General features: G+C 56.0%; 29 protein-coding genes, 1 tRNA gene and 2 pseudogenes. 20 read left to right on the forward strand and 12 right to left on the reverse strand.

The features are described 5' to 3' along the window. Positions 1-82: 82 nt before the first annotated feature. The 3 genes and pseudogenes from ACYZT1_RS10970 to ACYZT1_RS10980 all read right to left on the reverse strand — a co-directional run. Positions 83-418, reverse strand: coding sequence for a hypothetical protein (locus ACYZT1_RS10970; RefSeq protein WP_462018941.1), 336 nt, complete (start codon positions 416-418; stop codon positions 83-85). A gap of 134 nt (positions 419-552) precedes the next feature. Beyond that, positions 553-840, reverse strand: coding sequence for a hypothetical protein (locus ACYZT1_RS10975; RefSeq protein WP_462018942.1), 288 nt, complete (start codon positions 838-840; stop codon positions 553-555). Positions 841-1535: 695 nt separating this feature from the next. After that, positions 1536-2042: pseudogene (locus tag ACYZT1_RS10980) on the reverse strand (site-specific integrase); the annotation flags it as partial. Positions 2043-2341: 299 nt separating this feature from the next. Between ACYZT1_RS10980 and ACYZT1_RS10985 the strand changes: the two are divergent. Beyond that, positions 2342-2821: a hypothetical protein gene (locus tag ACYZT1_RS10985; protein WP_462018943.1), complete on the forward strand. Its 480-nt coding sequence runs from the start codon at positions 2342-2344 to the stop codon at positions 2819-2821. A 140-nt stretch (positions 2822-2961) separates the two neighbouring features. Here ACYZT1_RS10985 and ACYZT1_RS10990 read toward each other — a convergent pair. Then, positions 2962-3918: pseudogene (locus ACYZT1_RS10990) on the reverse strand (tyrosine-type recombinase/integrase). 23 nt (positions 3919-3941) lie between these two features. Between ACYZT1_RS10990 and ACYZT1_RS10995 the strand changes: the two are divergent. The 3 genes from ACYZT1_RS10995 (at position 3942) to ACYZT1_RS11005 (ending at position 6533) form a co-directional block, all read left to right on the forward strand. After that, positions 3942-4041 (forward strand) — tRNA-Val (locus ACYZT1_RS10995). 514 nt (positions 4042-4555) lie between these two features. Then, a complete protein-coding gene (gene ltrA / locus ACYZT1_RS11000; protein WP_462018944.1) occupies positions 4556-5848 on the forward strand; it encodes a group II intron reverse transcriptase/maturase in 1293 nt (430 codons plus the stop codon). Positions 5849-6077: 229 nt separating this feature from the next. Further along, entirely contained in the window at positions 6078-6533 is a 456-nt protein-coding gene (locus ACYZT1_RS11005; protein WP_462018945.1) for a DUF2214 family protein, read from the forward strand. 205 nt (positions 6534-6738) lie between these two features. Here the strand turns inward: ACYZT1_RS11005 and ACYZT1_RS11010 are convergent, their stop codons facing one another. Further along, complete coding sequence (locus ACYZT1_RS11010) at positions 6739-6951, reverse strand: hypothetical protein (protein WP_462018946.1); 213 nt, start codon at positions 6949-6951, stop codon at positions 6739-6741. A gap of 309 nt (positions 6952-7260) precedes the next feature. Then, complete coding sequence (gene csrA / locus ACYZT1_RS11015; protein ID WP_245141876.1) at positions 7261-7452, reverse strand: carbon storage regulator CsrA; 192 nt, start codon at positions 7450-7452, stop codon at positions 7261-7263. A 250-nt stretch (positions 7453-7702) separates the two neighbouring features. Between csrA and ACYZT1_RS11020 the strand changes: the two genes are divergently transcribed. Next, the gene (locus ACYZT1_RS11020) at positions 7703-8068 is read left to right on the forward strand and encodes an SPOR domain-containing protein (RefSeq protein WP_462018947.1); all 366 of its coding nucleotides are present in this window, start codon (positions 7703-7705) and stop codon (positions 8066-8068) included. A 79-nt stretch (positions 8069-8147) separates the two neighbouring features. Here ACYZT1_RS11020 and ACYZT1_RS11025 read toward each other — a convergent pair whose 3' ends face one another. From ACYZT1_RS11025 to ACYZT1_RS11035, 3 genes are all read right to left on the reverse strand, one after another. Next, the gene (locus tag ACYZT1_RS11025) at positions 8148-8837 is read right to left on the reverse strand and encodes an endonuclease (RefSeq protein WP_462018948.1); all 690 of its coding nucleotides are present in this window, start codon (positions 8835-8837) and stop codon (positions 8148-8150) included. A gap of 4 nt (positions 8838-8841) precedes the next feature. Next, complete coding sequence (locus ACYZT1_RS11030; protein ID WP_462018949.1) at positions 8842-9132, reverse strand: DUF1654 domain-containing protein; 291 nt, start codon at positions 9130-9132, stop codon at positions 8842-8844. 161 nt (positions 9133-9293) lie between these two features. Continuing rightward, positions 9294-10382 (reverse strand): asparaginase, encoded by a 1089-nt coding sequence (locus tag ACYZT1_RS11035; RefSeq protein WP_462018950.1) that lies wholly within the window; start codon positions 10380-10382, stop codon positions 9294-9296. A 350-nt stretch (positions 10383-10732) separates the two neighbouring features. Between ACYZT1_RS11035 and ACYZT1_RS11040 the strand changes: the two genes are divergently transcribed. The 8 genes from ACYZT1_RS11040 (at position 10733) to ACYZT1_RS11075 (ending at position 18356) form a co-directional block, all read left to right on the forward strand. After that, the gene (locus ACYZT1_RS11040) at positions 10733-11182 is read left to right on the forward strand and encodes a hypothetical protein (protein ID WP_462018951.1); all 450 of its coding nucleotides are present in this window, start codon (positions 10733-10735) and stop codon (positions 11180-11182) included. A 175-nt stretch (positions 11183-11357) separates the two neighbouring features. Next, a complete protein-coding gene (locus tag ACYZT1_RS11045; RefSeq protein WP_462018952.1) occupies positions 11358-12314 on the forward strand; it encodes a substrate-binding domain-containing protein in 957 nt (318 codons plus the stop codon). A gap of 55 nt (positions 12315-12369) precedes the next feature. Next, entirely contained in the window at positions 12370-13923 is a 1554-nt protein-coding gene (locus ACYZT1_RS11050) for a sugar ABC transporter ATP-binding protein (RefSeq protein WP_462018953.1), read from the forward strand. After that, the gene (locus ACYZT1_RS11055; protein WP_462018954.1) at positions 13920-14897 is read left to right on the forward strand and encodes an ABC transporter permease; all 978 of its coding nucleotides are present in this window, start codon (positions 13920-13922) and stop codon (positions 14895-14897) included. Before ACYZT1_RS11050 ends, ACYZT1_RS11055 begins: the two co-directional genes overlap by 4 nt. A 3-nt stretch (positions 14898-14900) precedes the next feature. Continuing rightward, positions 14901-15920 carry a LacI family DNA-binding transcriptional regulator gene (locus ACYZT1_RS11060; protein ID WP_462018955.1) on the forward strand — a complete coding sequence of 340 codons (1020 nt, stop codon included), beginning with the start codon at positions 14901-14903 and terminating at the stop codon, positions 15918-15920. Positions 15921-15964: 44 nt separating this feature from the next. Continuing rightward, a complete protein-coding gene (rbsK, locus tag ACYZT1_RS11065) occupies positions 15965-16882 on the forward strand; it encodes a ribokinase (RefSeq protein ID WP_462018956.1) in 918 nt (305 codons plus the stop codon). Further along, entirely contained in the window at positions 16879-17283 is a 405-nt protein-coding gene (gene rbsD, locus ACYZT1_RS11070; RefSeq protein WP_462018957.1) for a D-ribose pyranase, read from the forward strand. Before rbsK ends, rbsD begins: the two co-directional genes overlap by 4 nt. 44 nt (positions 17284-17327) lie before the next feature. Then, positions 17328-18356 (forward strand): nucleoside hydrolase, encoded by a 1029-nt coding sequence (locus tag ACYZT1_RS11075; protein WP_462018958.1) that lies wholly within the window; start codon positions 17328-17330, stop codon positions 18354-18356. Positions 18357-18388: 32 nt separating this feature from the next. On the opposite strand, the gene ACYZT1_RS11080 is transcribed toward ACYZT1_RS11075, so the two are convergent. After that, positions 18389-18601, reverse strand: coding sequence for a hypothetical protein (locus ACYZT1_RS11080; protein ID WP_462018959.1), 213 nt, complete (start codon positions 18599-18601; stop codon positions 18389-18391). Positions 18602-18732: 131 nt separating this feature from the next. On the opposite strand from ACYZT1_RS11080, the gene ACYZT1_RS11085 reads away from it, so the two are divergent. After that, entirely contained in the window at positions 18733-19038 is a 306-nt protein-coding gene (locus ACYZT1_RS11085) for a hypothetical protein (RefSeq protein WP_462018960.1), read from the forward strand. A 164-nt stretch (positions 19039-19202) separates the two neighbouring features. Next, on the forward strand, positions 19203-19523 hold the full coding sequence (locus ACYZT1_RS11090) for an I78 family peptidase inhibitor (protein ID WP_462018961.1): 321 nt from the start codon (positions 19203-19205) through the stop codon (positions 19521-19523). 71 nt (positions 19524-19594) lie between these two features. Here ACYZT1_RS11090 and ACYZT1_RS11095 read toward each other — a convergent pair whose 3' ends face one another. Further along, positions 19595-19807 carry a cold-shock protein gene (locus tag ACYZT1_RS11095; protein WP_003179963.1) on the reverse strand — a complete coding sequence of 71 codons (213 nt, stop codon included), beginning with the start codon at positions 19805-19807 and terminating at the stop codon, positions 19595-19597. A gap of 290 nt (positions 19808-20097) precedes the next feature. Then, positions 20098-20400, reverse strand: coding sequence for a hypothetical protein (locus ACYZT1_RS11100; RefSeq protein WP_462018962.1), 303 nt, complete (start codon positions 20398-20400; stop codon positions 20098-20100). Between the two features lie 372 nt (positions 20401-20772). On the opposite strand from ACYZT1_RS11100, the gene thrS reads away from it, so the two are divergent. The 5 genes from thrS to pheS all read left to right on the forward strand — a co-directional run bounded on the left by thrS (position 20773) and on the right by pheS (position 25013). Next, on the forward strand, positions 20773-22695 hold the full coding sequence (thrS, locus tag ACYZT1_RS11105; protein WP_462018963.1) for a threonine--tRNA ligase: 1923 nt from the start codon (positions 20773-20775) through the stop codon (positions 22693-22695). Further along, positions 22695-23246 (forward strand): translation initiation factor IF-3, encoded by a 552-nt coding sequence (gene infC, locus ACYZT1_RS11110; RefSeq protein ID WP_176469887.1) that lies wholly within the window; start codon positions 22695-22697, stop codon positions 23244-23246. Before thrS ends, infC begins: the two co-directional genes overlap by 1 nt. A 60-nt stretch (positions 23247-23306) precedes the next feature. Beyond that, complete coding sequence (gene rpmI / locus ACYZT1_RS11115; protein ID WP_003442181.1) at positions 23307-23501, forward strand: 50S ribosomal protein L35; 195 nt, start codon at positions 23307-23309, stop codon at positions 23499-23501. A gap of 29 nt (positions 23502-23530) precedes the next feature. Then, complete coding sequence (gene rplT / locus ACYZT1_RS11120; RefSeq protein ID WP_007905879.1) at positions 23531-23887, forward strand: 50S ribosomal protein L20; 357 nt, start codon at positions 23531-23533, stop codon at positions 23885-23887. Between the two features lie 109 nt (positions 23888-23996). Then, a complete protein-coding gene (pheS, locus tag ACYZT1_RS11125) occupies positions 23997-25013 on the forward strand; it encodes a phenylalanine--tRNA ligase subunit alpha (RefSeq protein WP_007905876.1) in 1017 nt (338 codons plus the stop codon). The last annotated feature ends 14 nt before the right edge of the window (positions 25014-25027 follow it).

The following is a 25027-nucleotide window of genomic DNA, read 5'->3' on the forward strand; positions in this document are numbered from 1 at the left end:
AAACCGTGGCTTGTAGAGCGCTACCACCCCCCTAGAAGGTAGGTCTACCAAGGGTAGGGGGCTGGTCGGCTAATAATGGCGGTTACAAGTTTTCTAGAACTTCTCGAACTGCTCGTTCGGAGACTCGCCACACCCACGCCATTCGCTCAACGGTTTCTCGATGGCGAGACTTTGAGACGTACTTTCTCAGGCTGGCACGGTCGTCTGTCGTCAGCGGGAGAATCTCAGGAATCTTCAGCTTGGGAATGATCGAATAAAGATCGATGGGTTTCGCCCACTTCTTTCGCTCATAATATTGATTAAGACGGCCATCAGTAGCAGGGATAAACAAAGTTGTTTCAGTGTTAGTCGGAGCTTCGGTTGAAGTGATGACGTTAACGATTGTGTTTGATTGTACGTTAATTACAAAGTAGTTCACGGGTATTTATCCTTAATATGATATTGCCTCCAGTTCCTTGGCTAGTGTGAGATTGGCGTTTAGTTGTGGCCTGTTACTCGTCTTCTGCGTTTGGTGGGAGGTGGATTGTTGGCTGCTACTAACAGCCGGTTGGGTTATATCGCAAAGTAGTTGGATGCCGCTTCGCCTGGTAGTGATCGTCTTTGTAGTTCTGGGCGGTCTCCTACTGTTCTAAAGGCGGTATCTGCTTTCTTCCAGAGCCGGTAAAGCTCTAGTTCTGAAAGTAATGGACTTACGTGAGGCCAGGTCTTTCCCCACGCGTCAAAGAACGCGAAGTCGATATCCTTCTCACGTACATAGTCGAACTCATGTTCGTTAAACCGACCTGAGTAAAGGCCAAGTATCTCGTCAGTGATCGGGTTAATCTGGTAGTAAAGTTTCATGATGCTTTTTCCTGTTGGTTAGTATGCTGTGCTTCGTGGGCCAAGTATTCTTGCTCCAATCGCTCAGGTGTTGCCTTGTTGTTCTCGCGAAAGTTCCGGGTTTGGCAGGCTGAACTGCACCATCGGGAACGATGTGACCGACTGTAGTAGGTCTTGTTGCAGTGGTCGCAAGACTTCCGCTGCAATGAATAACTCTTTTGCATATACATACTCTTAGTTGTGGTGGTACTTTTCGAAGGCAAAGAAATGCCGGCAACTCTTGTCATGGAATTCGGGAAGTGTCTTCAGGTTGTTGCACCAGGGTAGTGCGAGATAGAAGTGGAACTGGGGAAGGGTATTGCGTTGCTCTTCTAACTGGTGATCACGTTACGGTAGAATCCTGATCTGTCAAGTGGCTTGGTAGTGTTTAGATGGGTTTTCTCTGCTAATCCGACGAGCGGTAAATCATTCGCGTTGCTACGCGAAATCTGCTGTGCTCCGCCCCACGCTGATAGCCAGACTTCACGCAGGAGCACGTGTTCGTACTGAGTACATTGCTTTTCAGCTGACCCCGCTGGGTTGTCGTCAGCGGAGCGGATGAGTTCAAGGTTCCCGCTGCAAAACCCACCGCTCATGTCGGCCCCAGCAAAAGCGGGCTTCTTTATATACAGCAGGGATGGCCCGACTAATGGCTCGTACGAGAGTCAGGGCGATGGTTAAATGCTGATGTGACTAAGGGCCTCAGCTATCGCCTTCAGTGGGCTGCGACTGCCGTAAATGCTGACCGTGACCGCTCCGTCCTAGTGTCCTGCTATCCGTTTGATGAGCGAGTCTTGCACCCCGGCATCACGTAGATCGTCGATGAGCGTGTGCCGAAAACTATGAAACGTCTTCCAAGGGGCGGTGGTGCCCATTTTGATTTTATACCGACCAAACCACTTCGATGGTGCATGTCCCAGTTTCCCCCGAACTGCTTCCAGTTCAGGGAATAGCCGATCCGCTCCCGTGCTCCTGACTGTCTCGGCATGTTGGATCAGCCCCAAGTCGATCAGGGCTGGGTGCAAGGGCAGAATGCGTCGGCTGCTGGAGTTTTTCAGGTTCTGGCCTTCGCGGCTGTCATCGATGCGGATGCACTGGATGCCCTGTTGTTCGATGAAGTCATCCACACGCAGTTGGCAGAGCTCTTCCAGCCGGGCTCCTGTAGTTCGTCCAAGTAGCGGCAGCTAACAACTTGGAAGGCTTTCAAACAGTTTTCAAGGCAGCCAACCTATAAACTTGATTTGGCTAACCCATCTGCGAAACTGCACTCCACTTGACCACCCGTTTGCATTCGTACTGACCAACGATTGCACCGGATTTGCCAGGCGAACTTTGTGACCATGATCGGCAGAGAGCGGCCAGAAGCAGACGCTCATGGACGACCGCGTTCGGCCAGAAGCAGCCCATCGCGATCAGAAACGTTTGACGACAACGCGTCGCTCTCGCACTCTGTTTTGCCCCCTATTCTTCATTAGGCTTCCCTATGTCATTCGCAACCGTAGTGCTGCTTGACTCCTGGCCACAGCCAAGTACGTCGCCCGAACCCATCGTGTTTGCCACGGACACGCAGCTATGTTTACGGTATTGCACCGCAGGGGAAGAAATAGCTGTAATCCATTTTCCCCTAGTTAAAAAAATTCAATTCGGCTCACCAAACGACGAGGCTTTGGGTGGTCATCCGCTTATTGGACTTGGCCTCAAGCATTACCAAATTCATCGAATAGATAATTCGCCTTGGCTAGCAGAGCTTGAGCAGAGAAACGCCATTCATCCGCGACACGATAGACAGAGGTTTCTAAAAGATGCCATCCATTATGTCTTCACGTTTCAGGACTCTACCCTGGAATGCATCGTAATTGAGGGGCAGTTCTGGCATCCAAAAGTACAAGTCTTTACCTCGGAGCAGAAAGCAAGGGATGCCTGGCGCGAACTGATAAATGACGTGGGCGCATGTTCCCAATAGTCGCGAGTGGATGCCCGCTTTGGGTCGTTTTCTGCCGGTCACGGCCACGCAGTTTGATGGTCAAATCCGTTGGAAATGATTGGTCAGGTCGAGTGCGAATGGGTGGGAAAGTCTCTGCAATTACCCACCGTCCGAATCGATCAGCCGATCAGGTGCAACACGTCCCTGACGTTGAGGTGGGAGTATCGCGCTACGGATCGTGTATCTCGGTGGCCTGACACGATCATTATCTGGGCGTTGTTGAAACCCTTTTTTGCGACGTTCGTTATTCTGGTGTGCCTGAGCTGGTGTAGTCGAACGCTACTGTCCAAGCCTGCCTTTACTCTTGCCAATCGCACTGCCTGAGAAACTGCATGTGGAGTGACCGGGAAGATCAGGTTATTCGGGTGACGTTCTACGGCGGCACACAGTTGGGCGAGTTGGAGAATTTCCACTGCACGGTGGGTGAGGGGAACTGATCGTGTGCCGTTCTTCCCATCAATCACATCGGCAATTCGCTCTTTGAGGTGCAGGCAGTCTTTGGTCAGCTTTAGGATCTCAGAGCGGCGCATGGCAGTCTCGTAAGCCAGTTCAACAATCAGTTTCATGGTGGGTGACAGCTTTGCGAGCAAACGTTCAAGCTCGCTCGCACTAATCACCTTGTCAGAGGATCGATCAGGCTTTGGAAGTGCGATATCGCTGACGGGGTTGTGGATGTCGATCAATAGGCCGCGTTTGGCGAACCTTTAGAAGCGGGACATGAACGCAAGCTGCGTCCTGCATGTGGAAGGCTTCACCTTCTTCAGCCGCATAATCTTGAAGTCGTTGATCATCTGCGGTGTAATTTCGTGGATGGGCTGGGTGAAGTGTCTGCCCAAATGCTCCACGATTTTAAGTGCATGGTCGTAGCTGCCTTTCCCCTTGAGCATGGTTTCGCAGTAGGTCATGCCCAGCGTATATATAGTGTGATGCTTGCGATCCGCCGTCACGGCTTCAATCTGTTTCGCCCATGACTCTGCTTCGGCTTTCGTGCAGAAGGTTTTCGACTGGGGAGATTTACCTTTAACCCGTACCTGAGCGTTCCAGTTGCCGGACGGGAGTAAGCGGAAATTAGCCATTTTTAACGCCTCATGATGTGAATGGGCGTTCTGTGAAATCCAAGAGCAGCAGGGCTTGGAGCTTGCTCCTAGCAGACCTTGACATGGTGGGGGTCGTTGGTTCGAGTCCAATCGCGCCTACCAAACAAAATCCGCTCTGCTGGGCGGTCTGGAAAGGCTCACCGAAAGGTGGGCCTTTTTTTGTGTGCGCCCAGCATGGGCGCAATCTTGTGGGTGAAAGTCCCGCCGTAAGCTGACCACAGCGAACGAAGTGAAGCGCAACTGCACGAGGGCGACTGAGTGTGGGGAGGAAGCGTGAATCGAAGCCATGAGCCGATGTACAAGAACCGGATAAAAGGCGCGGCCGATCAGGGCGAGCGGGCACAAAACCGCGAAGCTCTTGTGGTCAAGGATCAGGTTGTGTAAATCCGGCGGTTGTGTGGTGAAGGATTGCGTTCTTACCTGGGGAGATCTCGCCTCATGCCTGAAAGGGCGACGGCGCCAGCCGGAGCGAGAAGTCAGCAGAGGCCGTAGTAGTCTTTTTTTTTTTGACGAAGGGCCGAACGAGAGAAAGCGTTATAGGCCATGTTGATGTGAAAGACCGGAAGTCAGATGCCCGCCAAACGCGGGGCGGATGGGGACTGCGAACGGTGAAGCCGTGAGAAGCTCCGTCAGCGACGAGGTCAATCGCCCGCAAAATGAACCCGACAACGCAGGGCAAGGGCTGCTGGAGCGGGCCTTTGCGAGAGAAAACCTGAAACGGGCATGGAAGCGGGTCAAGGCCAACAAAGGTGCAGCGGGAGTCGACGGTCTGGATATTGATCAGACGGCCGAGCACCTGCTGACCCAATGGGCGGCGATTCGTGAACAGCTTCTATCAGGTGTCTACCGGCCCAGTCCGGTACGGCGTGTGGCCATTCCCAAACCTGACGGCGGTCAACGCGAGCTGGGTATCCCAACGGTTACTGACCGTTTGATCCAACAAGCGTTACTGCAAGTCTTGCAGCCATTACTCGATCCAACTTTCAGTGACCACAGTTACGGCTTTCGTCCGGGACGCTGTGCGCAGGGCGCCGTTTTAGCGGCTCAGCGCCATGTTTCTTCAGGACGTAAAGTGGTGGTGGATGTTGATCTGGAGAAGTTCTTCGACCGGGTCGATCACGACATCTTGATGGAGCGTTTGCGCAAACGGGTTACGGATCAGGCGGTCATCCGGCTGATTCGCGCCTATCTGGATGCCGGAACGCTGATCAATGGCGTGGTCGAGAAAAGCCGCTGCGGGGCGCCGCAAGGCGGCCCGCTGTCGCCGCTGCTGGCTAATGTGCTGTTGGACGAAGTGGATCGCGAGCTTGAACGTCGAGGCCATTGTTTTGTGCGCTATGCCGACGATGCGAACGTGTACGTTCGCAGCCAGAAGGCGGGGCAACGGGTAATGGCTTTGCTGAGGCGTCTATATGAAAAGCTGCACTTGAGCGTCAACGAGAGCAAGAGTGCAGTGACGAGTGCGTTTGGTCGCAAGTTTCTGGGCTATGAGTTGTGGTCAGCCCGCGGCGAAGTCAAGCGTGCTGCATCCTATAAGGCGCAGAAGCAGTTCAAGCAGCGAATACGCTGGTACACCCGACGCTCGTGTGGTCGTAGCTTGCAGCAGATCGTCGATGACCTGCGTCCTTACATTTTGGGTTGGAAAGCTTACTTCGGGTTGTCGCAAACCCCAGCCGTTTGGCGTGCGTTGGACGAATGGATACGACACCGACTGAGAGCGATCCAGCTTAAGCAATGGAGACGTGGCCCGACGATCTACCGCGAACTGAGGGCGCTGGGAGCCAGCCGTCAAACGGCTCGAAAAGTGGCGGCCAACTCGTCTAGCTGGTGGCGAAACAGCCGTTTTGAGCTGAATCGAGTGTTAGATATTGCATGGTTCGACAGGCTGGGGCTGGTACGACTCTCATAACCTCAATCCCTCGAACCGCCCGGTGCGGACCCGCATGCCGGGTGGTGTGGCAGGGGAGCGGCCTATGAAGGCCGCCCCCTATGCCGATTGTAAAGAATTCCTGATCGGCGCGACAGCCGCCTGATTTATGTCTCTACAGCTCTGATTGATTTGCACGGGCAAGCGAAAATTCGGTTCATGAACTACTACTTTCAGGCCGACCCAACGTTGATCTGACGGGAGTATCTCAATGCTTGTTCACTGGTCCCTCGCCGCAATCCATCTCCTGGCTTTAGCGATTGCTTTCTGGGCAGTGCTGACGCGTGGCACAGCGTTTCGGCGCCTCGCCGCCGGGCTGGGGGAAGCCCGCAACGCCCTGGTCGCGGATAACGTGTGGGGCGTTTCCGCGCTGCTTTTGCTGATCACAGGTGGGATGCGTGCCTTTGGCGGGTACGAAAAGGGCACTGACTATTATCTGCATCAACCCCTGTTCCACCTGAAAATGACGCTGTTCATCCTTATCCTGTTGCTGGAAATCGCACCGATGGTGACGCTGATCAAATGGCGGATCGCCCTGGGGCGAGGTGCGCCCATCGATACCGCTCGTGCGAAGGTCTTCGCGCGGATCTGTCACGTTCAGGCGCTGCTGGTGATGTCGATGATTGTGGCGGCGACGGGTATGGCGAGAGGGGTGACGTTTGGATAGTCAATGCACTGATAACAATTCACGCAACATGCCTACTTTAGTGACGCGGTCAGACGCAGGCTTTGCCGGCTGCTGCATTGTTTAGGCAGCGATCTGAAATGTCATTGTCTTGCGAGACTCTAACGGCCTGCCCTAGGGCAGGCCTTCGCTTCACCAGTACTTCTGATGACCCGATTTCCGGTCAATCCCGCTAACCGGGGTCAGCTTATTTTGCGTTCAACTTGCGCAGTTCTTCGTACGTCGCCGACTGGACGAACCAAAAGCCGGAAATGACGCACCACACCAGAGTGCCCAGGATGAACGCGCCGACGCCGGACCAGAAGCCCTGAACGAACATGCCGACTATTGAGGTGATGACGATAACGGCCAGCAGAATGTACATGACGGCGTTGTTGACGCTGATGACGATGTCTTTCAAGTGAATTCCCTTTTGGATAATTGTCCTCTGGCGCTCTTGGTTGAACGCCAGTGAGAATATGATATTGCGATCGCTGCGCGTTTCGCCAGTCGTCAGTGAGTACTCGCCTGAAAACATTCCGTTGGGGATATAGCTGGAGTCAGGTGCGATCGCACTTTTCCCTGGAAGGATGCGAAGCGTCTGACAGCCAAGCCATCGAGTGGTCGGTATTATCGGCGGCAGGTTTTGGCGGGGGGGAGGGGTGACGCTCGAATCTTAGCCAGCCGGTGTTCGGGGGGTGAACGGGCTGGCTACTGATTGCAGCAGAATTCAGGACTGCGGCTTGTCCGGGGCGGTAAGACCGGCCTGAATGCGCTGATAAATTTCTTCGCGATGAACAGCTACGTTCTTCGGGGCATTGATGCCGATTCTGACTTGCTGGCCGCTTACGCCCAAAATAGTGATCGTAATGTCATCGCCAATGTTTATGCTTTCACCGACTTTGCGGGTGAGTATCAGCATGGTCTTCTCCTTGTTTGCTTTGTAGGGCACCTGATTCGAACAGTGCAGAGGTCGGTGATAGGTATAGATTAGTGCGAAGTCTCACGGTTTGGGTGCCTCTTTCTGACGCGCAGATGCTGCATTAATTCCCAAGGCGTAACTATACAGAGGCGGCACCTATCATTCTCGTTGTTTTGAGCCCATTTTGCGGCACTCGGGAAGTATTCATGAATGTTAAAATCCTCTTTTTCAGTATTCAGAGGGAAGCGTTGTGCGCAAATTGGCCTTGGTAATCGCAGTACTGGCACTGGCGGCATGTGGCGAAGGCAAGAATACCCAGGCGCCGCAACCCCGGCCGGCAACGGAGGCGACGTCTGCATCAGCCGCCACACCTCAATGGCACCTTGAAGTGCGCGGCGAGATAACTCAGGCAGTCAGCGACCTTAGCGGATGGCTGATCGAACACAGCTACGTGTCCAGCGTGATCAGAGAGGAGGGTAAAACACGCATTCTGATGGGGCCGTACAAAACGAAACCCGAGGCTGAGGCCAAACAGGCAGAGGTGCTCGCGGCACTTGCGAAGGCGAAAAAGCAAAACATCGAAGTGCTGGTTATCGAACATCCGGTCATTCAGTAAGCCGGTGGGCTGCGGCGCGATCATGAATAAAAAAGGCCTCGGGTAGCAAAACCCGAGGCCTTTTCATTTTCAGGAACCGTCAACCGCAAGTTTTCATATCGACCGGACCGACAAATTCATTGGCGCGCCCCATGACACACGCCACGCTCTGATTGCGCTGGCGTTCCCACGCCTGGACGGGATAGGTCTTACTCCAGGCTTCATACAATTGCCGATCCTGTTTCGACAGACGCAACCCGTATTGCTTGCTCATGTAGAAATAAGTCCGGGCGATCATGCCGCGAATCGAAGGGCGTGGCATCACCTTCTTCGCCTTGAAATCCACCTGCGTCAGGCAAGAGCCATACTGCCCCGACTGCTCCGGCAGCCAGCCAAAGCTGAAATTGCTGCGGTCGCCGTTCACTTCTCCAATGCTGGGTACCAGGTTGTGCAGATCGGCCTCTGCCTTCTGATAGATCGGGTCATGACGTGTGCAGTTTTTGCGTCCGCCCTGTTGCCAGCACTGACGCTGATGACCGATCTGCCAGGCCGGGACGATATGTTCCCACTCAATTCGGGAAGCGCGTTTGGCGTTCTTTCGCGGGACATAGCCGCAGGCCGACAGGTTCACCTTATTGCCCGTGTATTTGCAGCCGCAGTAAAACTCGGTGGACTGCGGGGCGTACAGCTTCCAGGCAACCTTCTTGGCTTCGTTGAAAGTGCGGGGAGCGTCAGCCTGAACGCTCATGGCGAAAAACAAAAACAGCAAAGCAAAACAACGGACACTCATTGACTCAATCTTCCTTCGGCACAACCCAGAAAATCTGCACGCCGCCATCGTCGCGGTAGGCGAGGGTGACGTTGTCGTTCTCGTCGATTTCTTCGAGCAGGCGCTCCCACTCGGCCACTGGTTCGTCCGGGAGACGGAAGATCAGTGCAGCCTTGGCTTTTTGAGCGGTTGGAGAATTGATGATTTTCTGAACGCGAATGCCCATGCGTTCAAAGGCGTCAGGTGAGGCGGAGGTGGTGGCCACAGGATTATCCTTATTAAGCTGTACGTGCATACAGTATTTAACTGTAGGCATTTTCGCAACTGCTTAAAATTCAAGAAAATCCTCTGACAGTGGTTTTTTCTGTTTGGTGTAGGACGCGGGCAATAAACTTGTCGGAGAAAATCGGCGACACTCGCCAGGACTGACGAGTGGATGCAGCAGTGCCCGGCTGGAGTCAGCCGGGCGACGGCAGATCAGTATTCCCAGAACATCCGCTGCAGCTCTTTGGCGTCGTTGGTCCTGGTCAGTGCAACCATGGCCAGGATCCGGGCTTTCTGTGGGTTGAGGTCGTGGGCTACTACCCAATCGTACTTGTCATCCGGCTGTTCGGCGTTGCGCAATACGAAACCGCCCGCGTTGACGTGGGAAGAGCGAATGATTTGTACACCGTCTTTTCGCAGGGTTTGAAGGGTTGGCACCACGCGCGAGGATACCGAACCATTACCGGTACCGGCGTGGATGATGGCTTTGGCGCCAGACTGGGCGAGCGCTTTGTAAGCCGTGTCGCCGACGTTGCCGTAGGAATAGGCAATTTCTACGTTCGGTAGAGTTTCGATCTGCTTGATATCGAATTCCGAATCCATGGTGTGACGCTTGGCCGGCAATCGGAACCAGTAGGATTTGCCTTCAACGACCATGCCCAGCGGACCCCAGGTACTTTTAAATGCCTCGGTCTTGATGTTGATCATTTTGCTGACGTCACGACCCGACTGGATTTCATCGTTCATGGTCACTAGTACCCCCTTGCCACGTGCCTCCTTGCTGCTGGCCACGGCCACGGCGTTGTACAGGTTCAGCATGCCGTCCGCCGACATCGCAGTGCCTGGGCGCATCGAGCCGACGACGATGATTGGCTTGTCGGTTTTTTCCACCAGGTTCAAGAAGTACGCGGTCTCTTCCAGCGTGTCGGTGCCGTGGGTGATGACGATGCCATCCACGTCAGCGCTGTCCGCCAGTTCAGCCACGCGGCGACCCAGTTGCAGCAGGTTGTCGTTGGTGATGCTCTCGGACGCGATTTGCATCACTTGCTCACCGCGAACGTTGGCCAGCTGGCTCAGTTCCGGAACGCCCGCGATCAACTGTTCGATGCCAACCTTCGCCGCTTGATAGGTGGCGCTGTTGGCAGCGCTGGCGCCCGCTCCGGCGATAGTGCCGCCCGTGGCGAGCACCACCACATTGGCCAGCTTCTGTTGTGTTTCGACTTCTTTGGCCTGGAGGGCGGCAGGTAAAAGCAGGAGGAGGGCCAAGGCGCCCGGAACGAAAGTCTTCAATGCAGATGTCATTTTATTTTTTTCTCTGGTTGTTTGACGATGCTGGTGCAGTTTCATCTGGATTTGCCTCAGGCCGATCTGGAAGCCCGAGGCATATGACAGAGAGCAGGATCCATACCAGTCGTATCCGCGGTCAGGAAAATCGCTCAAGTTAATGATTTGTCAGTGTTATTCGTTTTCATCAAGTAAACGCCAAACTGTCTTCTGGACGGTATTCCGAATACAAGACGTATTTCCGTTCGGCTTTCCGATAAAGACCTTTCGTATTTTTTAAGCGGTCAGCATGCGACCAGGTCAACAAGCGCTAAAGAAAGCGGTGCGGCAGTCGATGCCCTCCAAAGGATTTTTTCTCAGGAGCTCACATGTCGTTTTCCGTAGGTTTTCCAAATGCCGGCAGCATCACCATTGGTGGCAAATCCACGGCCACCCTCAAAGCGTTGAGCGAGTCCGCCGAACAGGCCTCGGCACTTGTCCCGGCCGATGAAAAGGAACGTGATTCGAACCAGGTTCGGACCGGGGGCGGCGCACCGGCGCAAGCCAAGGAGGAGAGTGGAAGCACTCAAAGCATCGCAGTGAAAGTGCTGCTCAAACGCATGCAGGAATTGCAGCAGCAGTTGCGCGAACAACAGCAGCAGCTGGCCGCTGCGCAGGCCGCGGCTTATCCGACAGAGGAAGCCAAGGCAACGGTCGTCATGTCCATTCAAGGGCAGATTGTCGAAACGAACGGGGCATTGGCGCAGGTGACTGCCAGCCTGATCAAGGAATTGACAAAGGACGGCGCGTCCGGAGGATTGGTTAGCACCACCGTGTAACCGCGTTCTGCGCAGACTTGGAAATGCGCTTCGCCCGTTGACAATTGCCTGCAGGGTTCGCATAGTTCGATCAACGCAAACGTTTGCGCGCCAAGCTCGTCGGCGGTAGTATCGACCGCGATGGTAACGTCGGCGCACGCGTTGCCCAGAATAATCATAAGATCGGAGTGAACCCATGAAGCTGCCATTCGCTGCACGTCTTCTCGCTGTCGCCATGTTGGCTGCCGCTTCCGCGGCGCTGCCTGTCTCCTCGGCATTCGCCGAAACCCCGGAAAAACCCAAAGTCGCGCTGGTCATGAAATCTCTGGCCAATGAATTCTTCCTGACCATGGAAGACGGCGCCAAGGCGTATCAGAAAGATCACTCCGGCGAATTCGAATTGATCTCCAACGGCATCAAGGATGAGACGGACACCGCTAACCAGATCCGCATCGTCGAACAGATGATCGTTTCCAAAGTGAATGCTCTGGTCATCGCACCGGCCGACTCGAAGGCGATGGTGCCGGTGATCAAGAAAGCGGTGGATGCCGGCATCACCGTGATCAACATCGACAACCAGCTGGATCCAGCGGTGGTCAAGAGCAAAAATATCACCGTTCCGTTTGTAGGTCCGGATAACCGCAAAGGTGCACGTCTGGTCGGCGAGTACCTGGCCAAGCAGCTGAAGGCCGGTGACGAAGTCGGCATCATTGAAGGCGTTTCTACCACCACCAACGCGCAGGCCCGCACTGCAGGCTTCAAGGATGCGATGGAAGCGGCGCAGATCAAAGTGGTGTCCCTGCAATCCGGTGACTGGGAAATCAACAAAGGCAACCAGGTTGCCTCCTCCATGCTCAGCGAATACCCGAACCTCAAGGCCCTGCTGGCCGGCAACGACAGCATGGCGGTCGGCGCGGTTTCGGCCGTGCGCGCGGCAGGCAAAGCGGGCAAGGTGCAAGTGGTCGGCTATGACAATATCAACGCGATCAAACCCATGTTGAAGGATGGTCGAGTCATGGCCACGGCCGACCAGTTCGCCGCGAAGCAAGCGGTGTTCGGCATCGAAACGGCGCTGAAAATAATCAAGGGCGAGAAAGTCGATAGCGGCGCCAATGGCGTCATTGAAACGCCGGTAGAGCTGGTTACCAAGTAAACCTTCTGGCGACGCAACGGCGCTCGTCCGTCCGGACGAGCGCATGGAGATTTCTATGTCAGTTTCCGCTCCGAACGCTGTCCTCTCGGTCAGCGGCATCGGCAAGACTTATGCCCAACCCGTTCTCACCGGTATCGATTTGACGCTGATGCGCGGCGAGGTGCTGGCGCTGACCGGCGAAAACGGTGCTGGCAAGAGCACGCTGTCGAAGATCATCGGCGGGTTGGTCACCCCGACCACAGGTCAGATGCAATTCCAGGGGCAGGCTTATCGCCCTGGCAGCCGCACCCAGGCAGAAGACCTGGGTATCCGCATGGTCATGCAGGAACTCAATCTGCTGCCGACCCTGTCGGTGGCCGAGAACCTGTTCCTCGACAATCTGCCCAGCAACGGTGGCTGGATCAGTCGCAAGCAACTGCGCAAGGCGGCAATCGAAGCCATGGCCCAGGTTGGACTCGATGCGATAGACCCGGACACGCTTGTCAGTGAACTCGGCATCGGCCATCAGCAGATGGTCGAGATCGCCCGCAATCTGATCGGCGATTGCCACGTGCTGATTCTCGATGAGCCCACCGCGATGCTGACGGCCCGGGAAGTCGAGATGCTTTTCGAGCAGATCACTCGTCTGCAAGCACGTGGCGTCTCGATCATTTATATCTCGCACCGTCTGGAAGAGCTGGCTCGTGTAGCCCAGCGCATCGCGGTGCTGCGCGACGGTAACCTGGTTTGCGTCGAACCGATGGCCAATTACAACAGCGAGCAACTGGTCACGCTGATGGTCGGCCGCGAGCTTGGCGAACACATCGACATGGGTTCGCGCAAGATCGGCGCCCCCGCCTTGACGGTCACCGGTCTCAGCCGCGCTGACAAGGTCCGCGACGTGTCTTTCGAAGTGCGCGCCGGAGAGATTTACGGGATTTCCGGTTTGATCGGGGCAGGGCGCACGGAACTGCTGCGCCTGATTTTCGGCGCCGACGTCGCGGACAGCGGCACCATCGCACTGGGTTCGCCGACGCGGGTAGTCAGCATTCGATCGCCGGCCGATGCGGTGGCACATGGCATCGCCCTGATCACCGAAGACCGCAAAGGCGAGGGTTTGCTGCTGACGCAATCGATCAGTACCAATATTGCTTTGGGCAACATGCCGGTGATCTCCAGCGCCGGGTTCGTCAACAACGCTGACGAAATGTCCTTGGCTCAGCGGCAGATCGACGCCATGCGCATCCGCAGCTCCAGCCCGACGCAACGGGTATCCGAGCTGTCTGGCGGCAATCAGCAGAAAGTCGTGATAGGCCGCTGGCTGGAACGCGATTGCTCGGTGTTGCTGTTCGACGAGCCAACCCGCGGCATCGACGTCGGAGCCAAGTTCGACATCTATGCATTACTCGGTGAACTGACGCGTCAGGGCAAAGCGTTAGTGGTGGTCTCCAGCGACCTGCGTGAACTGATGCTGATCTGCGACCGCATCGGTGTCTTGTCGGCGGGGCGCCTGATCGAGACATTCGAGCGCGACAGCTGGACCCAGGATGACTTGCTTGCAGCCGCTTTTGCCGGCTACCAAAAACGTGATGCGTTGCTCAACGAAGCGGCGCCAAAGGATTTTTCATGAAGATTGCAACGTCTGTCGGCACACGTAGTGGCAACTTTTATGGCCTCGGTACCTATCTCGGCCTGGCCGGTGCCTTGCTGGCGATGATCGCGCTGTTCTCGATGTTGAGCAGCCATTTCCTCTCATACGACACCTTCAGCACGTTGGCTAACCAGATCCCGGATCTGATGGTGCTGGCCGTCGGGATGACCTTCGTGCTGATCATCGGCGGTATCGACCTGTCGGTCGGTTCGGTGCTGGCGCTCGCGGCGTCCACGGTGAGTGTGGCGATTCTCGGCTGGGGCTGGAGCGTTCTGCCAGCGGCGTTGCTCGGTATGGCAGCCGCTGCATTGGCGGGCACCCTCACGGGTTCGATCACGGTAGCGTGGCGTATTCCTTCGTTCATCGTGTCGCTGGGGGTGCTGGAAATGGCTCGCGGCGTGGCCTACCAAATGACCGGATCGCGCACCGCTTATATTGGCGATGCCTTTGCCTGGCTTTCCAACCCGATTGCATTCGGCATTGCGCCGTCCTTTATCATTGCCTTGCTAATCATCTTCATTGCCCAGGCTGTATTGACGCGCACGGTGTTCGGCCGTTACCTGATCGGCATTGGCACCAACGAAGAGGCCGTGCGTCTGGCCGGGATCAACCCAAAGCCCTACAAGATTCTGGTGTTCAGTCTGATGGGGCTGCTGGCCGGTATTGCGGCACTGTTCCAGATTTCCCGCCTGGAAGCGGCGGACCCGAACGCGGGCTCCGGCCTGGAGCTGCAAGTGATTGCCGCCGTTGTCATTGGCGGGACCAGCCTGATGGGCGGCCGCGGTTCGGTGATCAGCACATTCTTCGGTGTGCTGATCATCTCGGTGCTGGCAGCAGGCCTGGCGCAGATCGGCGCGACCGAGCCGACCAAGCGGATTATCACCGGTGCAGTCATCGTGATTGCCGTGGTGCTCGACACTTATCGCAGTCAGCGCGCAAGCCGGCGGACCTGAGTCATGGCAACAATCAAGGATGTGGCAGCGCTCGCGGGGATTTCCTACACGACGGTTTCCCACGTGGTGAACAAGACGCGCCCGGTCAGTGAAGAGGTGCGGATCAAGGTCGAAGCGGCCATCAAGACGCTCGACTATGTGCCCAGTGCAGTAGCCCGTTCGCTCAAGGCGAAAACCACGGCGACCATCGGACTGTTGGTGCCCAATAGCCTCAACCCTTACTTTGCCGAACTGGCACGAGGCATAGAGGATTACTGCGAGCGTAACGGTTACTGCGTGATCCTCTGCAATTCCGACGACAACCCGCAAAAGCAGCGCAGCTATTTGCGCGTGTTGCTGGAAAAGCGCATCGACGGTCTGATCGTGGCTTCGGCTGGCGGTGATGGCGGTCTGGCGGAAGGCCTGGCCGGCGTGCGGACGCCGATGGTGATTGTCGACCGGGGACTGGAAGGACTCGATGCGGACCTGGTGCGCATCGATCACGAATTCGGCGCCTATCTGGCGACACGTCATTTGCTGGAGCTGGGTCACCGGGACATCGCCACCATCGGCGGTCCGGCCAGTACCAGCGTGGCGCAAATGCGTCTGGCGGGTTATTGCCGTGCGTTGGCTGAGGCAGGCGTCGACGTGTCCGGCGAGCGCATGCTGGAAAGTGACTTCACCAGCAACGGCGGTTACAACGCCGCGGTAGTCCTCCTGGAAAAGGATCCGCCCAGCGCCATCTTCGCCGGCAACGACATGATCGGCATAGGTGTATTGCGCGCCGCTGCGGAGCGCAATATCCGGGTGCCGATTGAACTGTCGGTGATCGGTTTCGACGATATCCAGATGAGCCGTTATGTTTACCCGGCGTTGACCACCGTAGGGCAGTCCATTGTGCAGTTGGGTGAAATGGCGGCCGAAGTGCTTCTGCGCCGGATCGCCAATCCAACTGTGGCCACCGATCAGCGAATCGTCACGCCCAGTATCGTTTTGCGCGAATCGACTGCTCCGCTGGCGGGCCAGTTTGATCAAAACCGTTGAATCCTGAGCATACCCGCTGAAACCGAATTGATGAGTAGCAACGTATGTCAGCAAAAGTAGTGGTGATAGGCAGCCTGAACATGGACCTGGTGACGCGAGCTTCACGCCTGCCCCGGGGCGGCGAGACGCTGATTGGCCAATCGTTTGCCACGGTCTCGGGCGGTAAGGGCGCGAACCAGGCTGTTGCCGGAGCTCGCCTGGGTGCACAGGTGTCGATGGTCGGTTGTGTGGGCAGTGACACGTACGGTGACGAATTGCGCGGGGCGCTGTTGGCCGACAACATCGATTGTCAGGCAGTCAGCACCGTCGAAGGCGCCAGCGGTGTGGCATTGATCGTGGTCGACGACAACAGCCAGAACGCCATCGTGATTGTTGCCGGTGCCAACGGCGCTTTGACGGCCGAGGTGATCGATCAGTTCGATGCAGTGTTGCAGGCCTCGGACGTGATTATCTGTCAGCTGGAAGTGCCTGATGCTACGGTGGGCCACGCTCTCAAGCGTGGTCGCGAATTGGGCAAAACGGTGATTCTCAACCCCGCCCCAGCCAGTCGTCCGTTGCCGGCAGACTGGTACGCGGCCATCGATTACCTGATTCCCAACGAAAGTGAAGCCTCGGCCTTGAGCGGTTTGCCGGTCGATTCACTGGAAACCGCAGAAGTCGCCGCGACCCGCCTGCTCGCCATGGGCGCGAGCAAAGTCATCATCACCCTTGGGCCCCAGGGTTCACTGTTTGCCAATGGCCAAAGCTTTGAGCATTTCCCGGCGCCAAAGGTTAAAGCGGTCGATACCACGGCGGCTGGCGATACCTTCGTTGGCGGTTTTGCCGCAGCGTTGTCCGCCGGTCAAAGCGAAGCCGACGCCATCCGTTTCGGCCAGGTGGCTGCTGCGCTGTCTGTGACTCGCGCAGGGGCTCAACCTTCGATTCCCACGTTGAATGACGTCAAGGCATTTAAAACATCATGAAAAAAACACCTCTGCTCAATGTCGCACTGTCGAGGCTGATCGCATCCCTCGGCCATGGCGACATGGTCGTGATCGGCGACGCCGGGCTGCCGGTGCCGGCAGGCGTCGAATTGATTGATCTGGCCCTGACCCATGGCATTCCCGATTTCATCAGCACCCTGGACGTGGTGCTCAGTGAAATGCAGGTGGAAAGCCATGTGCTGGCCGAGGAGATTCTGCAAAAGAAACCGGCGGCGTTGCCCGTGCTGGATGCGTTAAACGCAGACGGTGCGCTCGGTCGGCGCGACCTGCTCAGCCATGAGCAATTTAAAGTCCTTAGCCGACAAGCACGGGCGATTGTTCGTACAGGCGAATGTCAGCCGTACTGCAACATTGTGCTGGTGGCTGGGGTAACGTTCTGATCGGCTGTTTCATTTCTGCTTTTCCTACGCACAAGGAGTGCGCCATGCACCGCTATGCTCAGACACTGCACCACCTGCTTCGGAGTTTTCTGCTTTTGTCCCTGATTAGCGCAACAAGCGCCCATGCGGCGGAAAAAATCGATTTGATCATCGACACCGACCCCGGTGCCGACGACGTCGTCGCATTGCTGTTCGCTCTGGCCTCGCCCGAAGAACTGCATATTCGTGCGCTGACCACCGTTGCCGGCAACGTGCGCCTCGACAAAACCTCGCGTAACGCACGACTGGCCCGCGAATGGGCGGGGCGTGAGGATGTTCCGGTCTACGCTGGTGCGCCCAAGCCGCTGATGCGCACGCCGATCTACGCCGAGAACATCCACGGCAAGGAAGGTCTGTCGGGCGTGACGGTTCACGAGCCGAAGAAGGGGCTGGAGAAGGGCAGTGCGGTCAATTATCTGATTGACACCTTGAAGACTGCCAAGCCGCAGAGCATCACGATTGCCATGTTGGGTCCACAAACCAACCTGGCTTTGGCGCTGATTCAGGAGCCCGGGATTGTTCAGGGCATCAAGGAAGTGGTGATCATGGGTGGTGCGCACTTCAACGGCGGCAATATAACGCCGGTGGCCGAGTTCAACCTGTTCGCCGATCCGCAGGCTGCGGAAGTCGTGCTGAAAAGCGGCGTCAAACTGACGTATCTGCCATTGGACGTGACCCACAAGATCCTGACCAGCGACGCGCGTCTGAAGCAGATTGCAGCGCTGAACAACGAAGCCAGCAAGTTGGTCAGCGGGATTCTCAATGAGTACGTCAAAGGCGACATGGAACACTACGGTCTTCCAGGCGGCCCGGTGCATGACGCTACCGTCGTCGCGTATCTGCTCAAGCCTGAGCTCTTCACCGGTCGTTCGGTCAACGTGGTGGTCGATAGCCGCGAAGGCCCGACTTTCGGCCAGACTGTCGTCGACTGGTATGACGGTTTGAAAGCGCCGAAGAACGCCTACTGGGTGGAAAACGGTGATGCCCAGGGCTTTTTCGATCTGCTGACCCAGCGCCTGGCGCGATTGAAGTAACCGCCAAGCCCGCAGGCATCGACCTGCGGGTTCTACTCTCGCACTGAATGCACAATGCCCATGTATTCGGCCGGGTACTTCTCGAAAACCTGCGCAATAAATGACTGCGCCGCTTCGGTGCCCAGTTCCTTGACCAACAGATCGATACCAATGATTGCCAACTCTTCCGGGCTGCCGGGGCTGTAGGAGCTGTGGCCCTGCGGCCACTTGGCCTTGATGTCGGCATCGATACTTACGGTGGTCATGATAGCGCTCGGAAATGTGGATAAGTCTGGGTGCGAGTTAACCATTTTGCGGGACGTTTGACACTCCGACTTAGGCATGAGGGGAGGGCTATGCGACACTTGGTCTTTGATGATTTCCAAAGGATCACGTTGTGCAGATCGATTTGAACAGTCCGGACGGCTTGACCCTTGAAGCTGTGCGTCAGTTGCTGGCCTCTGCCAGCGACGATGAGCACACGCAACTGCGAGTCACTAGAGAAGGAATTGCCTATATTTCGTCCGGCATTGTGGGTGGTACCGATATTGACGGGCTGTTGTTTCGGCTGGAGACGTGGGCCAAAGGCTCGGGGTATGTCGGACTGGTCGCTGCCAGTGATGAGGTCTGGGTGATGCAGATTTTCAACGCGCTCAAGGAGAACTGGCCAAATCCGCCCTTCGACTACATCGACGTCTACTGAGTCCTGTTCATATCCAGTCACGATTGACGGATGGACGGGGCATTTTGCTCAGGCAAACTCGCGGATTCTTCGATTTGCAGGCAGGGTGCTAGCACTCGTCCTGAAACGAAACGCCAGGTTGGCGGTCGCACGATTTCAGTTTAACTAACGAAATAGGAGGCTTCATGCCTTGGAAGCTCGCGTCATTGGGTACTTTGCTGGCAGCAACGCTGCTGGCTGGTTGCAGCAGCACATCTACCGAACCTGCAGCGGACCCCGTCACGGCGACTGATGCCGGTCATAGCCGCTGTGAGGCGAAGGCTGCGCAATTCACTGTCGGCAAAAAAGCTTCGCCAGAATTGCTGGAGCAGGCTCGCGCCCGCGCAGGCGCGCAGAATGCACGGTTCCTGATGCCGTCCGACATGGTGACCCTTGAGTACCGTTCCGATCGACTGAACCTGAACACAGACGCTGATCAAATCGTCACGCGCGTCAACTGCGGCTGATTATCGCGGCTTTTGTCCCGGCCATAAAAAACCCCGTCACATGGACGGGGTTTTTTTAGTGCGCCAGAAACTTACTCTGGGCGAACTTGTGCAGCTTGCATACCCTTTTGGCCTTTCTCAGCCACGAAGGAAACGGTTTGGCCTTCTTTCAGGCTTTTGAAACCGTCGCTTTCGATAGCTTTGAAGTGTACGAACAGGTCGTCACCGCCACCTTGAGGAGTGATGAAGCCGAAGCCTTTTTCATCGTTGAACCATTTAACGGTGCCGGTTTGGCGATTAGACATGGTGTATCTCCAAGAAACTTATATTTTCAGTAGTACTGTGCTGCTCAGGCCAACTGGGCACACCGGGATATCATAGTCGAAATGTTCGATTTGGGAGCCCCCCGGACGTGCTGTTTGACCCTTACTGGCGCATTCTTTGTTGCTCGGTATGGCTGAAAGCCCCGTCTTACAAGGCTTTCAGTCGAAAGTAAAGACCATAAAAAAAGCTGAAAAACCTGCATAAATCGTGTGAAAAAGCTGAAATCCATCACTTTTTACTGGATTGCGACCGCCTCGGAAGGCTGCTTTTCTCATTTTTTCGCCGGTACATCCGCCTTGCATTTGGCGATCTGGCCTAGCGCTTTTTGTTGCAGATCCGGGGTCGCCTTGTTGTCCATTAATGCCTGGATGTCGGCGGCCGGATACGATTTGATGGCATCCGCGCCGCAAGCGCAGTGTGATTTCGCTGCAGCGGCGCCGATTTGTGGGGCGGCAGCCTGAGTGCACTGAGCCATGTACTTATCACGCTCGCCCTTGGGCCAATCGGCGTGGGCGGCCAGCGGCAGCAGCAGAGCGACGGGGGCGATGACGGCGAATAAACGTTTCAGACGCATGCTGGGATGCTCCTTGTGGGTCAATGTCTGGTTATCTGAGGGGTAAAACGGCGATCTAGTTCAGACTCTGGCATAAATTTGACAGATTGGCCCTGCCCAATTCCCCGTTGCCGCGATGACCGTTCATCTGTGCTAGCATGCCCCGCTCGGGCGTTTGCAGGCTCCGGATGACCTTCAGTCCCGGTGGCGGTAACGTTTCGAATAACCCTGATTTGAATCCCAGTCACTCTGGTTCGGTTTTCCGGTTGGCCGCAAGGCTCCTGCCGCTGTAAGGCAGGCGTTCGTCATTGAATGGCCTGAATCGGATCTTGTACTGGCTCATCCCAACCCACGTGACCTTTGGTAGGGGTCACCACTAGGAGAGGAGGCGCCATGCCAACTATTACTCTTCCCGACGGCAGTCAACGTTCATTCGATCACCCGGTTTCCGTAGCTGAGGTCGCCGCATCCATTGGTGCTGGCCTGGCCAAAGCCACCGTGGCCGGCAAGGTCAATGGCAAGCTGGTCGACGCCAGCGATATCATTGACAGCGATTCCACGCTGCAAATCATTACGCCAAAGGATGAAGAGGGGCTGGAGATCATTCGTCACTCTTGCGCCCACCTGGTTGGCCATGCAGTCAAGCAGCTGTACCCGACCGCAAAAATGGTCATCGGTCCGGTCATCGACGAAGGCTTCTATTACGACATCGCCTTCGAGCGTCCTTTCACCCCGGACGACCTCGCTGCGATCGAACAGCGCATGCAGCTGCTGATCGAAAAAGATTACGACGTAATCAAGAAGGTCACGCCGCGCTCCGAAGTGATCGAAGTGTTCAAGGCTCGTGGCGAAGACTACAAGTTGCGCCTGGTCGAGGACATGCCGAACGAGCAGGCCATGGGTCTGTACTATCACGAAGAATACGTCGACATGTGCCGCGGTCCGCACGTGCCGAACACTCGCTTTCTGAAGTCCTTCAAGCTCACCAAGTTGTCCGGTGCCTATTGGCGTGGCGATGCCAAAAACGAGCAGTTGCAGCGTGTTTACGGCACCGCATGGGCCGACAAGAAGCAGTTGGCGGCTTACATTCAGCGCATTGAAGAAGCCGAAAAGCGCGATCACCGCAAGATCGGCAAGCGTCTGGGCCTGTTCCACACCCAGGAAGAGTCGCCGGGCATGGTGTTTTGGCACCCGAACGGCTGGACTCTGTACCAGGTGCTCGAGCAGTACATGCGCAAGGTTCAGCGCGACAATGGCTATCTCGAAATCAAGACCCCGCAGGTCGTTGACCGCAGTCTCTGGGAGAAATCCGGTCACTGGGCCAATTACGGTGACAACATGTTCACCACCCAGTCGGAAAACCGCGACTACGCGATCAAGCCGATGAACTGCCCGTGCCACGTGCAAGTGTTTAATCAAGGCCTGAAAAGCTACCGCGAGCTGCCGATGCGTCTGGCCGAGTTCGGTGCCTGCCACCGTAACGAGCCATCGGGTGCGCTGCACGGCATCATGCGCGTGCGTGCGTTCACGCAGGATGACGCCCATATCTTCTGTACTGAAGAGCAGATGCAGGCTGAGTCCGCCGCGTTCATCAAGCTGACCATGGACGTCTACGCCGACTTCGGCTTCAAAGACGTTGAAATGAAGCTGTCCACTCGTCCGGAAAAACGCGTCGGTTCCGACGAGCTGTGGGATCGCGCCGAAGCGGCATTGGCTGCAGCCCTTGATAGCGCTGGCCTGCCGTACGAACTGCAGCCGGGCGAAGGTGCGTTCTACGGGCCGAAGATAGAGTTCTCGTTGAAAGATTGCCTTGGCCGTGTTTGGCAATGTGGTACCCTGCAGCTCGATTTTAACCTGCCTGTCCGTCTGGGAGCCGAATACGTCTCCGAAGACAACAGTCGCAAGCACCCGGTCATGTTGCACCGGGCGATCCTCGGCTCCTTCGAACGTTTCGTCGGAATCCTGATCGAGCACTACGAAGGGGCATTCCCCGCGTGGCTGGCTCCGACCCAGGCAGTGATCATGAACATCACTGACAAACAGGCCGATTTCGCCGCCGAGGTTGAAAAAACCCTCAACGAAAGCGGATTTCGTGCCAAGTCTGACTTGAGAAATGAAAAGATCGGCTTTAAAATCCGCGAGCATACTTTGCTCAAGGTCCCTTATCTCTTGGTTATTGGAGATCGGGAAGTCGAGATGCAGACTGTCGCTGTGCGTACTCGTGAAGGTGCTGACCTGGGCTCGATGCCCGTCGCCCGGTTCGCTGAGTTTCTCGCGCAAGCGGTTTCCCGGCGTGGTCGCCCAGATTTGGAGTAATTACTATTAAGCGTGAAATGAGACAAGATAAACGAGCTGCACCGAAAGCCCCGATCAACGAGAATATCTCGGCACGCGAGGTTCGGTTAATTGGAGCTGAAGGTGAACAGCTTGGGATTGTGTCAATTGAAGACGCGCTTCTTAAGGCTGAAGAGGCCAAACTGGATTTGGTGGAAATATCCGCCGATGCAGTACCCCCTGTTTGCAAACTGATGGACTACGGCAAATCGATCTTCGAGAAGAAGAAACAGGTTGCCGCGGCCAAGAAGAACCAGAAGCAGATTCAGGTTAAAGAAATCAAGTTTCGTCCAGGGACGGAGGAAGGGGATTACCAGGTAAAACTGCGCAACCTGGTACGTTTCCTGAGTGATGGGGACAGGGCCAAGGTATCCTTGCGATTCCGCGGCCGTGAGATGGCCCACCAGGAGCTGGGGATGGAACTCCTCAAGCGGGTTGAAGGTGACTTGCTTGAGTACGGTTCGGTCGAACAGCATCCTAAGATGGAAGGACGCCAGCTGATCATGGTCATCGCCCCGAAAAAGAAGAAATAATCAACAGGGCACGGCAGGCCTTCTGATTATGTTTATCAACTGAATGCGGAGTATCCGAACATGCCAAAAATGAAAACGAAAAGTGGTGCTGCTAAGCGGTTTCTGAAAACTGCTAACGGTATCAAGCATAAACACGCTTTCAAGAGCCACATCCTGACCAAAATGTCGACCAAGCGTAAGCGTCAGCTGCGCGGTAGCAGCTTGCTGCACCCGTCCGACGTTGCAAAAGTCAAGCGTATGCTGCGCCTTTGCTAATTTTTGGTTAAGAATAGAGGAAGTAACTCATGGCTCGTGTAAAGCGTGGCGTCATTGCCCGTAAACGTCACAAAAAAATTCTGAAACTTGCTAAAGGCTACTACGGCGCTCGCTCGCGCGTATTCCGTGTTGCCAAGCAAGCGGTAATCAAGGCAGGCCAATACGCCTACCGTGACCGTCGTCAGAAAAAACGTCAGTTCCGCGCTCTGTGGATCGCTCGTATCAACGCTGGTGCACGTATCAACGGTCTGTCTTACAGCCGTTTCATCGCCGGCCTGAAAAAAGCGTCCATCGAGATCGACCGTAAGGTTCTGGCTGATCTGGCAGTGAACGAAAAAGCGGCGTTTGCTGCGATTGTCGAGAAAGCTAAAGCCACCTTGGCTTAAGTACCCCCGACAATCACCCGGCCTCACCTCCGTGGGGCCAGGTGTTAAACGTCATAAATAGGGGAAGAGCCTTCAAGCTCTTCCCCTATTTTGTATCTGGAGTCTGTACATGGAAAACCTGGATGCGCTCGTCTCTCAAGCACTAGAGGCTGTGCAAAGCGCTGAAGATATCAATGCCCTGGAGCAAATCCGAGTTCACTACCTTGGCAAAAAAGGTGAATTGACTCAGGTGATGAAGACCCTGGGGAATTTGCCGGCAGAAGAGCGTCCGCAAGTCGGCGCCCTGATCAACGTTGCCAAGGAGCGTGTCACAGAGGTTCTCAATGCTCGCAAGGCCCTGTTTGAAGAGGCCGACCTGGCTGCCAAACTGTCTGCCGAGTCCATTGACGTGACCCTGCCTGGCCGTGGTCAGACCTCCGGTGGTCTGCATCCGGTTACGCGCACTCTGGAACGCATCGAACAGTTCTTCACCCACATCGGCTACGGCATCGCCGAAGGCCCCGAGGTTGAAGACGACTACCACAACTTTGAAGCGCTCAACATCCCAGGCCATCACCCGGCCCGGTCGATGCATGACACCTTCTATTTCAATGCCAACATGTTGCTGCGCACCCATACCTCGCCGGTACAGGTCCGCACCATGGAATCGAAACAGCCGCCGATCCGCATCGTCTGCCCAGGCCGTGTGTACCGCAGCGATTCCGATATCACCCACTCGCCGATGTTCCACCAGGTTGAAGGCCTGCTGGTCGATCGCGATATCAACTTCGCCGACCTCAAAGGCACCATCGAAGAGTTCTTGCGAGTGTTCTTCGAAAAAGAACTGGCCGTGCGTTTCCGTCCTTCGTATTTCCCGTTCACCGAGCCGTCCGCTGAAGTCGACATGGAATGCGTGATGTGCAGCGGCAAAGGCTGCCGTGTCTGCAAACAGACGGGCTGGCTGGAAGTCATGGGCTGCGGCATGGTTCACCCGAATGTGTTGCGCATGTCCGGTATCGACCCGGAAGAGTTTTCGGGCTTTGCCTTCGGCATGGGCGTCGAGCGTCTGGCCATGCTGCGTTACGGCGTGAACGACTTGCGTCTGTTCTTCGACAACGACTTGCGGTTCCTCGCGCAATTTCGCTAGTCGTAACGAATTCT

The organism is Pseudomonas sp. PB3P13 (assembly GCF_054897735.1).

Coding starts and splice junctions, on each gene's coding strand:
- ACYZT1_RS10975 (WP_462018942.1), bottom strand. CDS start 840: ATGAAACTTTACTACCAGATTAACCCGATCACTGACGAGATACTTGGC.
- ACYZT1_RS10985 (WP_462018943.1), top strand. CDS start 2,342: ATGTCATTCGCAACCGTAGTGCTGCTTGACTCCTGGCCACAGCCAAGT.
- ACYZT1_RS11005 (WP_462018945.1), top strand. CDS start 6,078: ATGCTTGTTCACTGGTCCCTCGCCGCAATCCATCTCCTGGCTTTAGCG.
- csrA (WP_245141876.1), bottom strand. CDS start 7,452: ATGCTGATACTCACCCGCAAAGTCGGTGAAAGCATAAACATTGGCGAT.
- ACYZT1_RS11025 (WP_462018948.1), bottom strand. CDS start 8,837: ATGAGTGTCCGTTGTTTTGCTTTGCTGTTTTTGTTTTTCGCCATGAGC.
- ACYZT1_RS11030 (WP_462018949.1), bottom strand. CDS start 9,132: ATGCCTACAGTTAAATACTGTATGCACGTACAGCTTAATAAGGATAAT.
- ACYZT1_RS11035 (WP_462018950.1), bottom strand. CDS start 10,382: ATGACATCTGCATTGAAGACTTTCGTTCCGGGCGCCTTGGCCCTCCTC.
- ACYZT1_RS11040 (WP_462018951.1), top strand. CDS start 10,733: ATGTCGTTTTCCGTAGGTTTTCCAAATGCCGGCAGCATCACCATTGGT.
- ACYZT1_RS11045 (WP_462018952.1), top strand. CDS start 11,358: ATGAAGCTGCCATTCGCTGCACGTCTTCTCGCTGTCGCCATGTTGGCT.
- ACYZT1_RS11050 (WP_462018953.1), top strand. CDS start 12,370: ATGTCAGTTTCCGCTCCGAACGCTGTCCTCTCGGTCAGCGGCATCGGC.
- ACYZT1_RS11055 (WP_462018954.1), top strand. CDS start 13,920: ATGAAGATTGCAACGTCTGTCGGCACACGTAGTGGCAACTTTTATGGC.
- ACYZT1_RS11060 (WP_462018955.1), top strand. CDS start 14,901: ATGGCAACAATCAAGGATGTGGCAGCGCTCGCGGGGATTTCCTACACG.
- rbsK (WP_462018956.1), top strand. CDS start 15,965: ATGTCAGCAAAAGTAGTGGTGATAGGCAGCCTGAACATGGACCTGGTG.
- rbsD (WP_462018957.1), top strand. CDS start 16,879: ATGAAAAAAACACCTCTGCTCAATGTCGCACTGTCGAGGCTGATCGCA.
- ACYZT1_RS11075 (WP_462018958.1), top strand. CDS start 17,328: ATGCACCGCTATGCTCAGACACTGCACCACCTGCTTCGGAGTTTTCTG.
- ACYZT1_RS11080 (WP_462018959.1), bottom strand. CDS start 18,601: ATGACCACCGTAAGTATCGATGCCGACATCAAGGCCAAGTGGCCGCAG.
- ACYZT1_RS11090 (WP_462018961.1), top strand. CDS start 19,203: ATGCCTTGGAAGCTCGCGTCATTGGGTACTTTGCTGGCAGCAACGCTG.
- ACYZT1_RS11095 (WP_003179963.1), bottom strand. CDS start 19,807: ATGTCTAATCGCCAAACCGGCACCGTTAAATGGTTCAACGATGAAAAA.
- ACYZT1_RS11100 (WP_462018962.1), bottom strand. CDS start 20,400: ATGCGTCTGAAACGTTTATTCGCCGTCATCGCCCCCGTCGCTCTGCTG.
- thrS (WP_462018963.1), top strand. CDS start 20,773: ATGCCAACTATTACTCTTCCCGACGGCAGTCAACGTTCATTCGATCAC.
- rpmI (WP_003442181.1), top strand. CDS start 23,307: ATGCCAAAAATGAAAACGAAAAGTGGTGCTGCTAAGCGGTTTCTGAAA.
- rplT (WP_007905879.1), top strand. CDS start 23,531: ATGGCTCGTGTAAAGCGTGGCGTCATTGCCCGTAAACGTCACAAAAAA.
- pheS (WP_007905876.1), top strand. CDS start 23,997: ATGGAAAACCTGGATGCGCTCGTCTCTCAAGCACTAGAGGCTGTGCAA.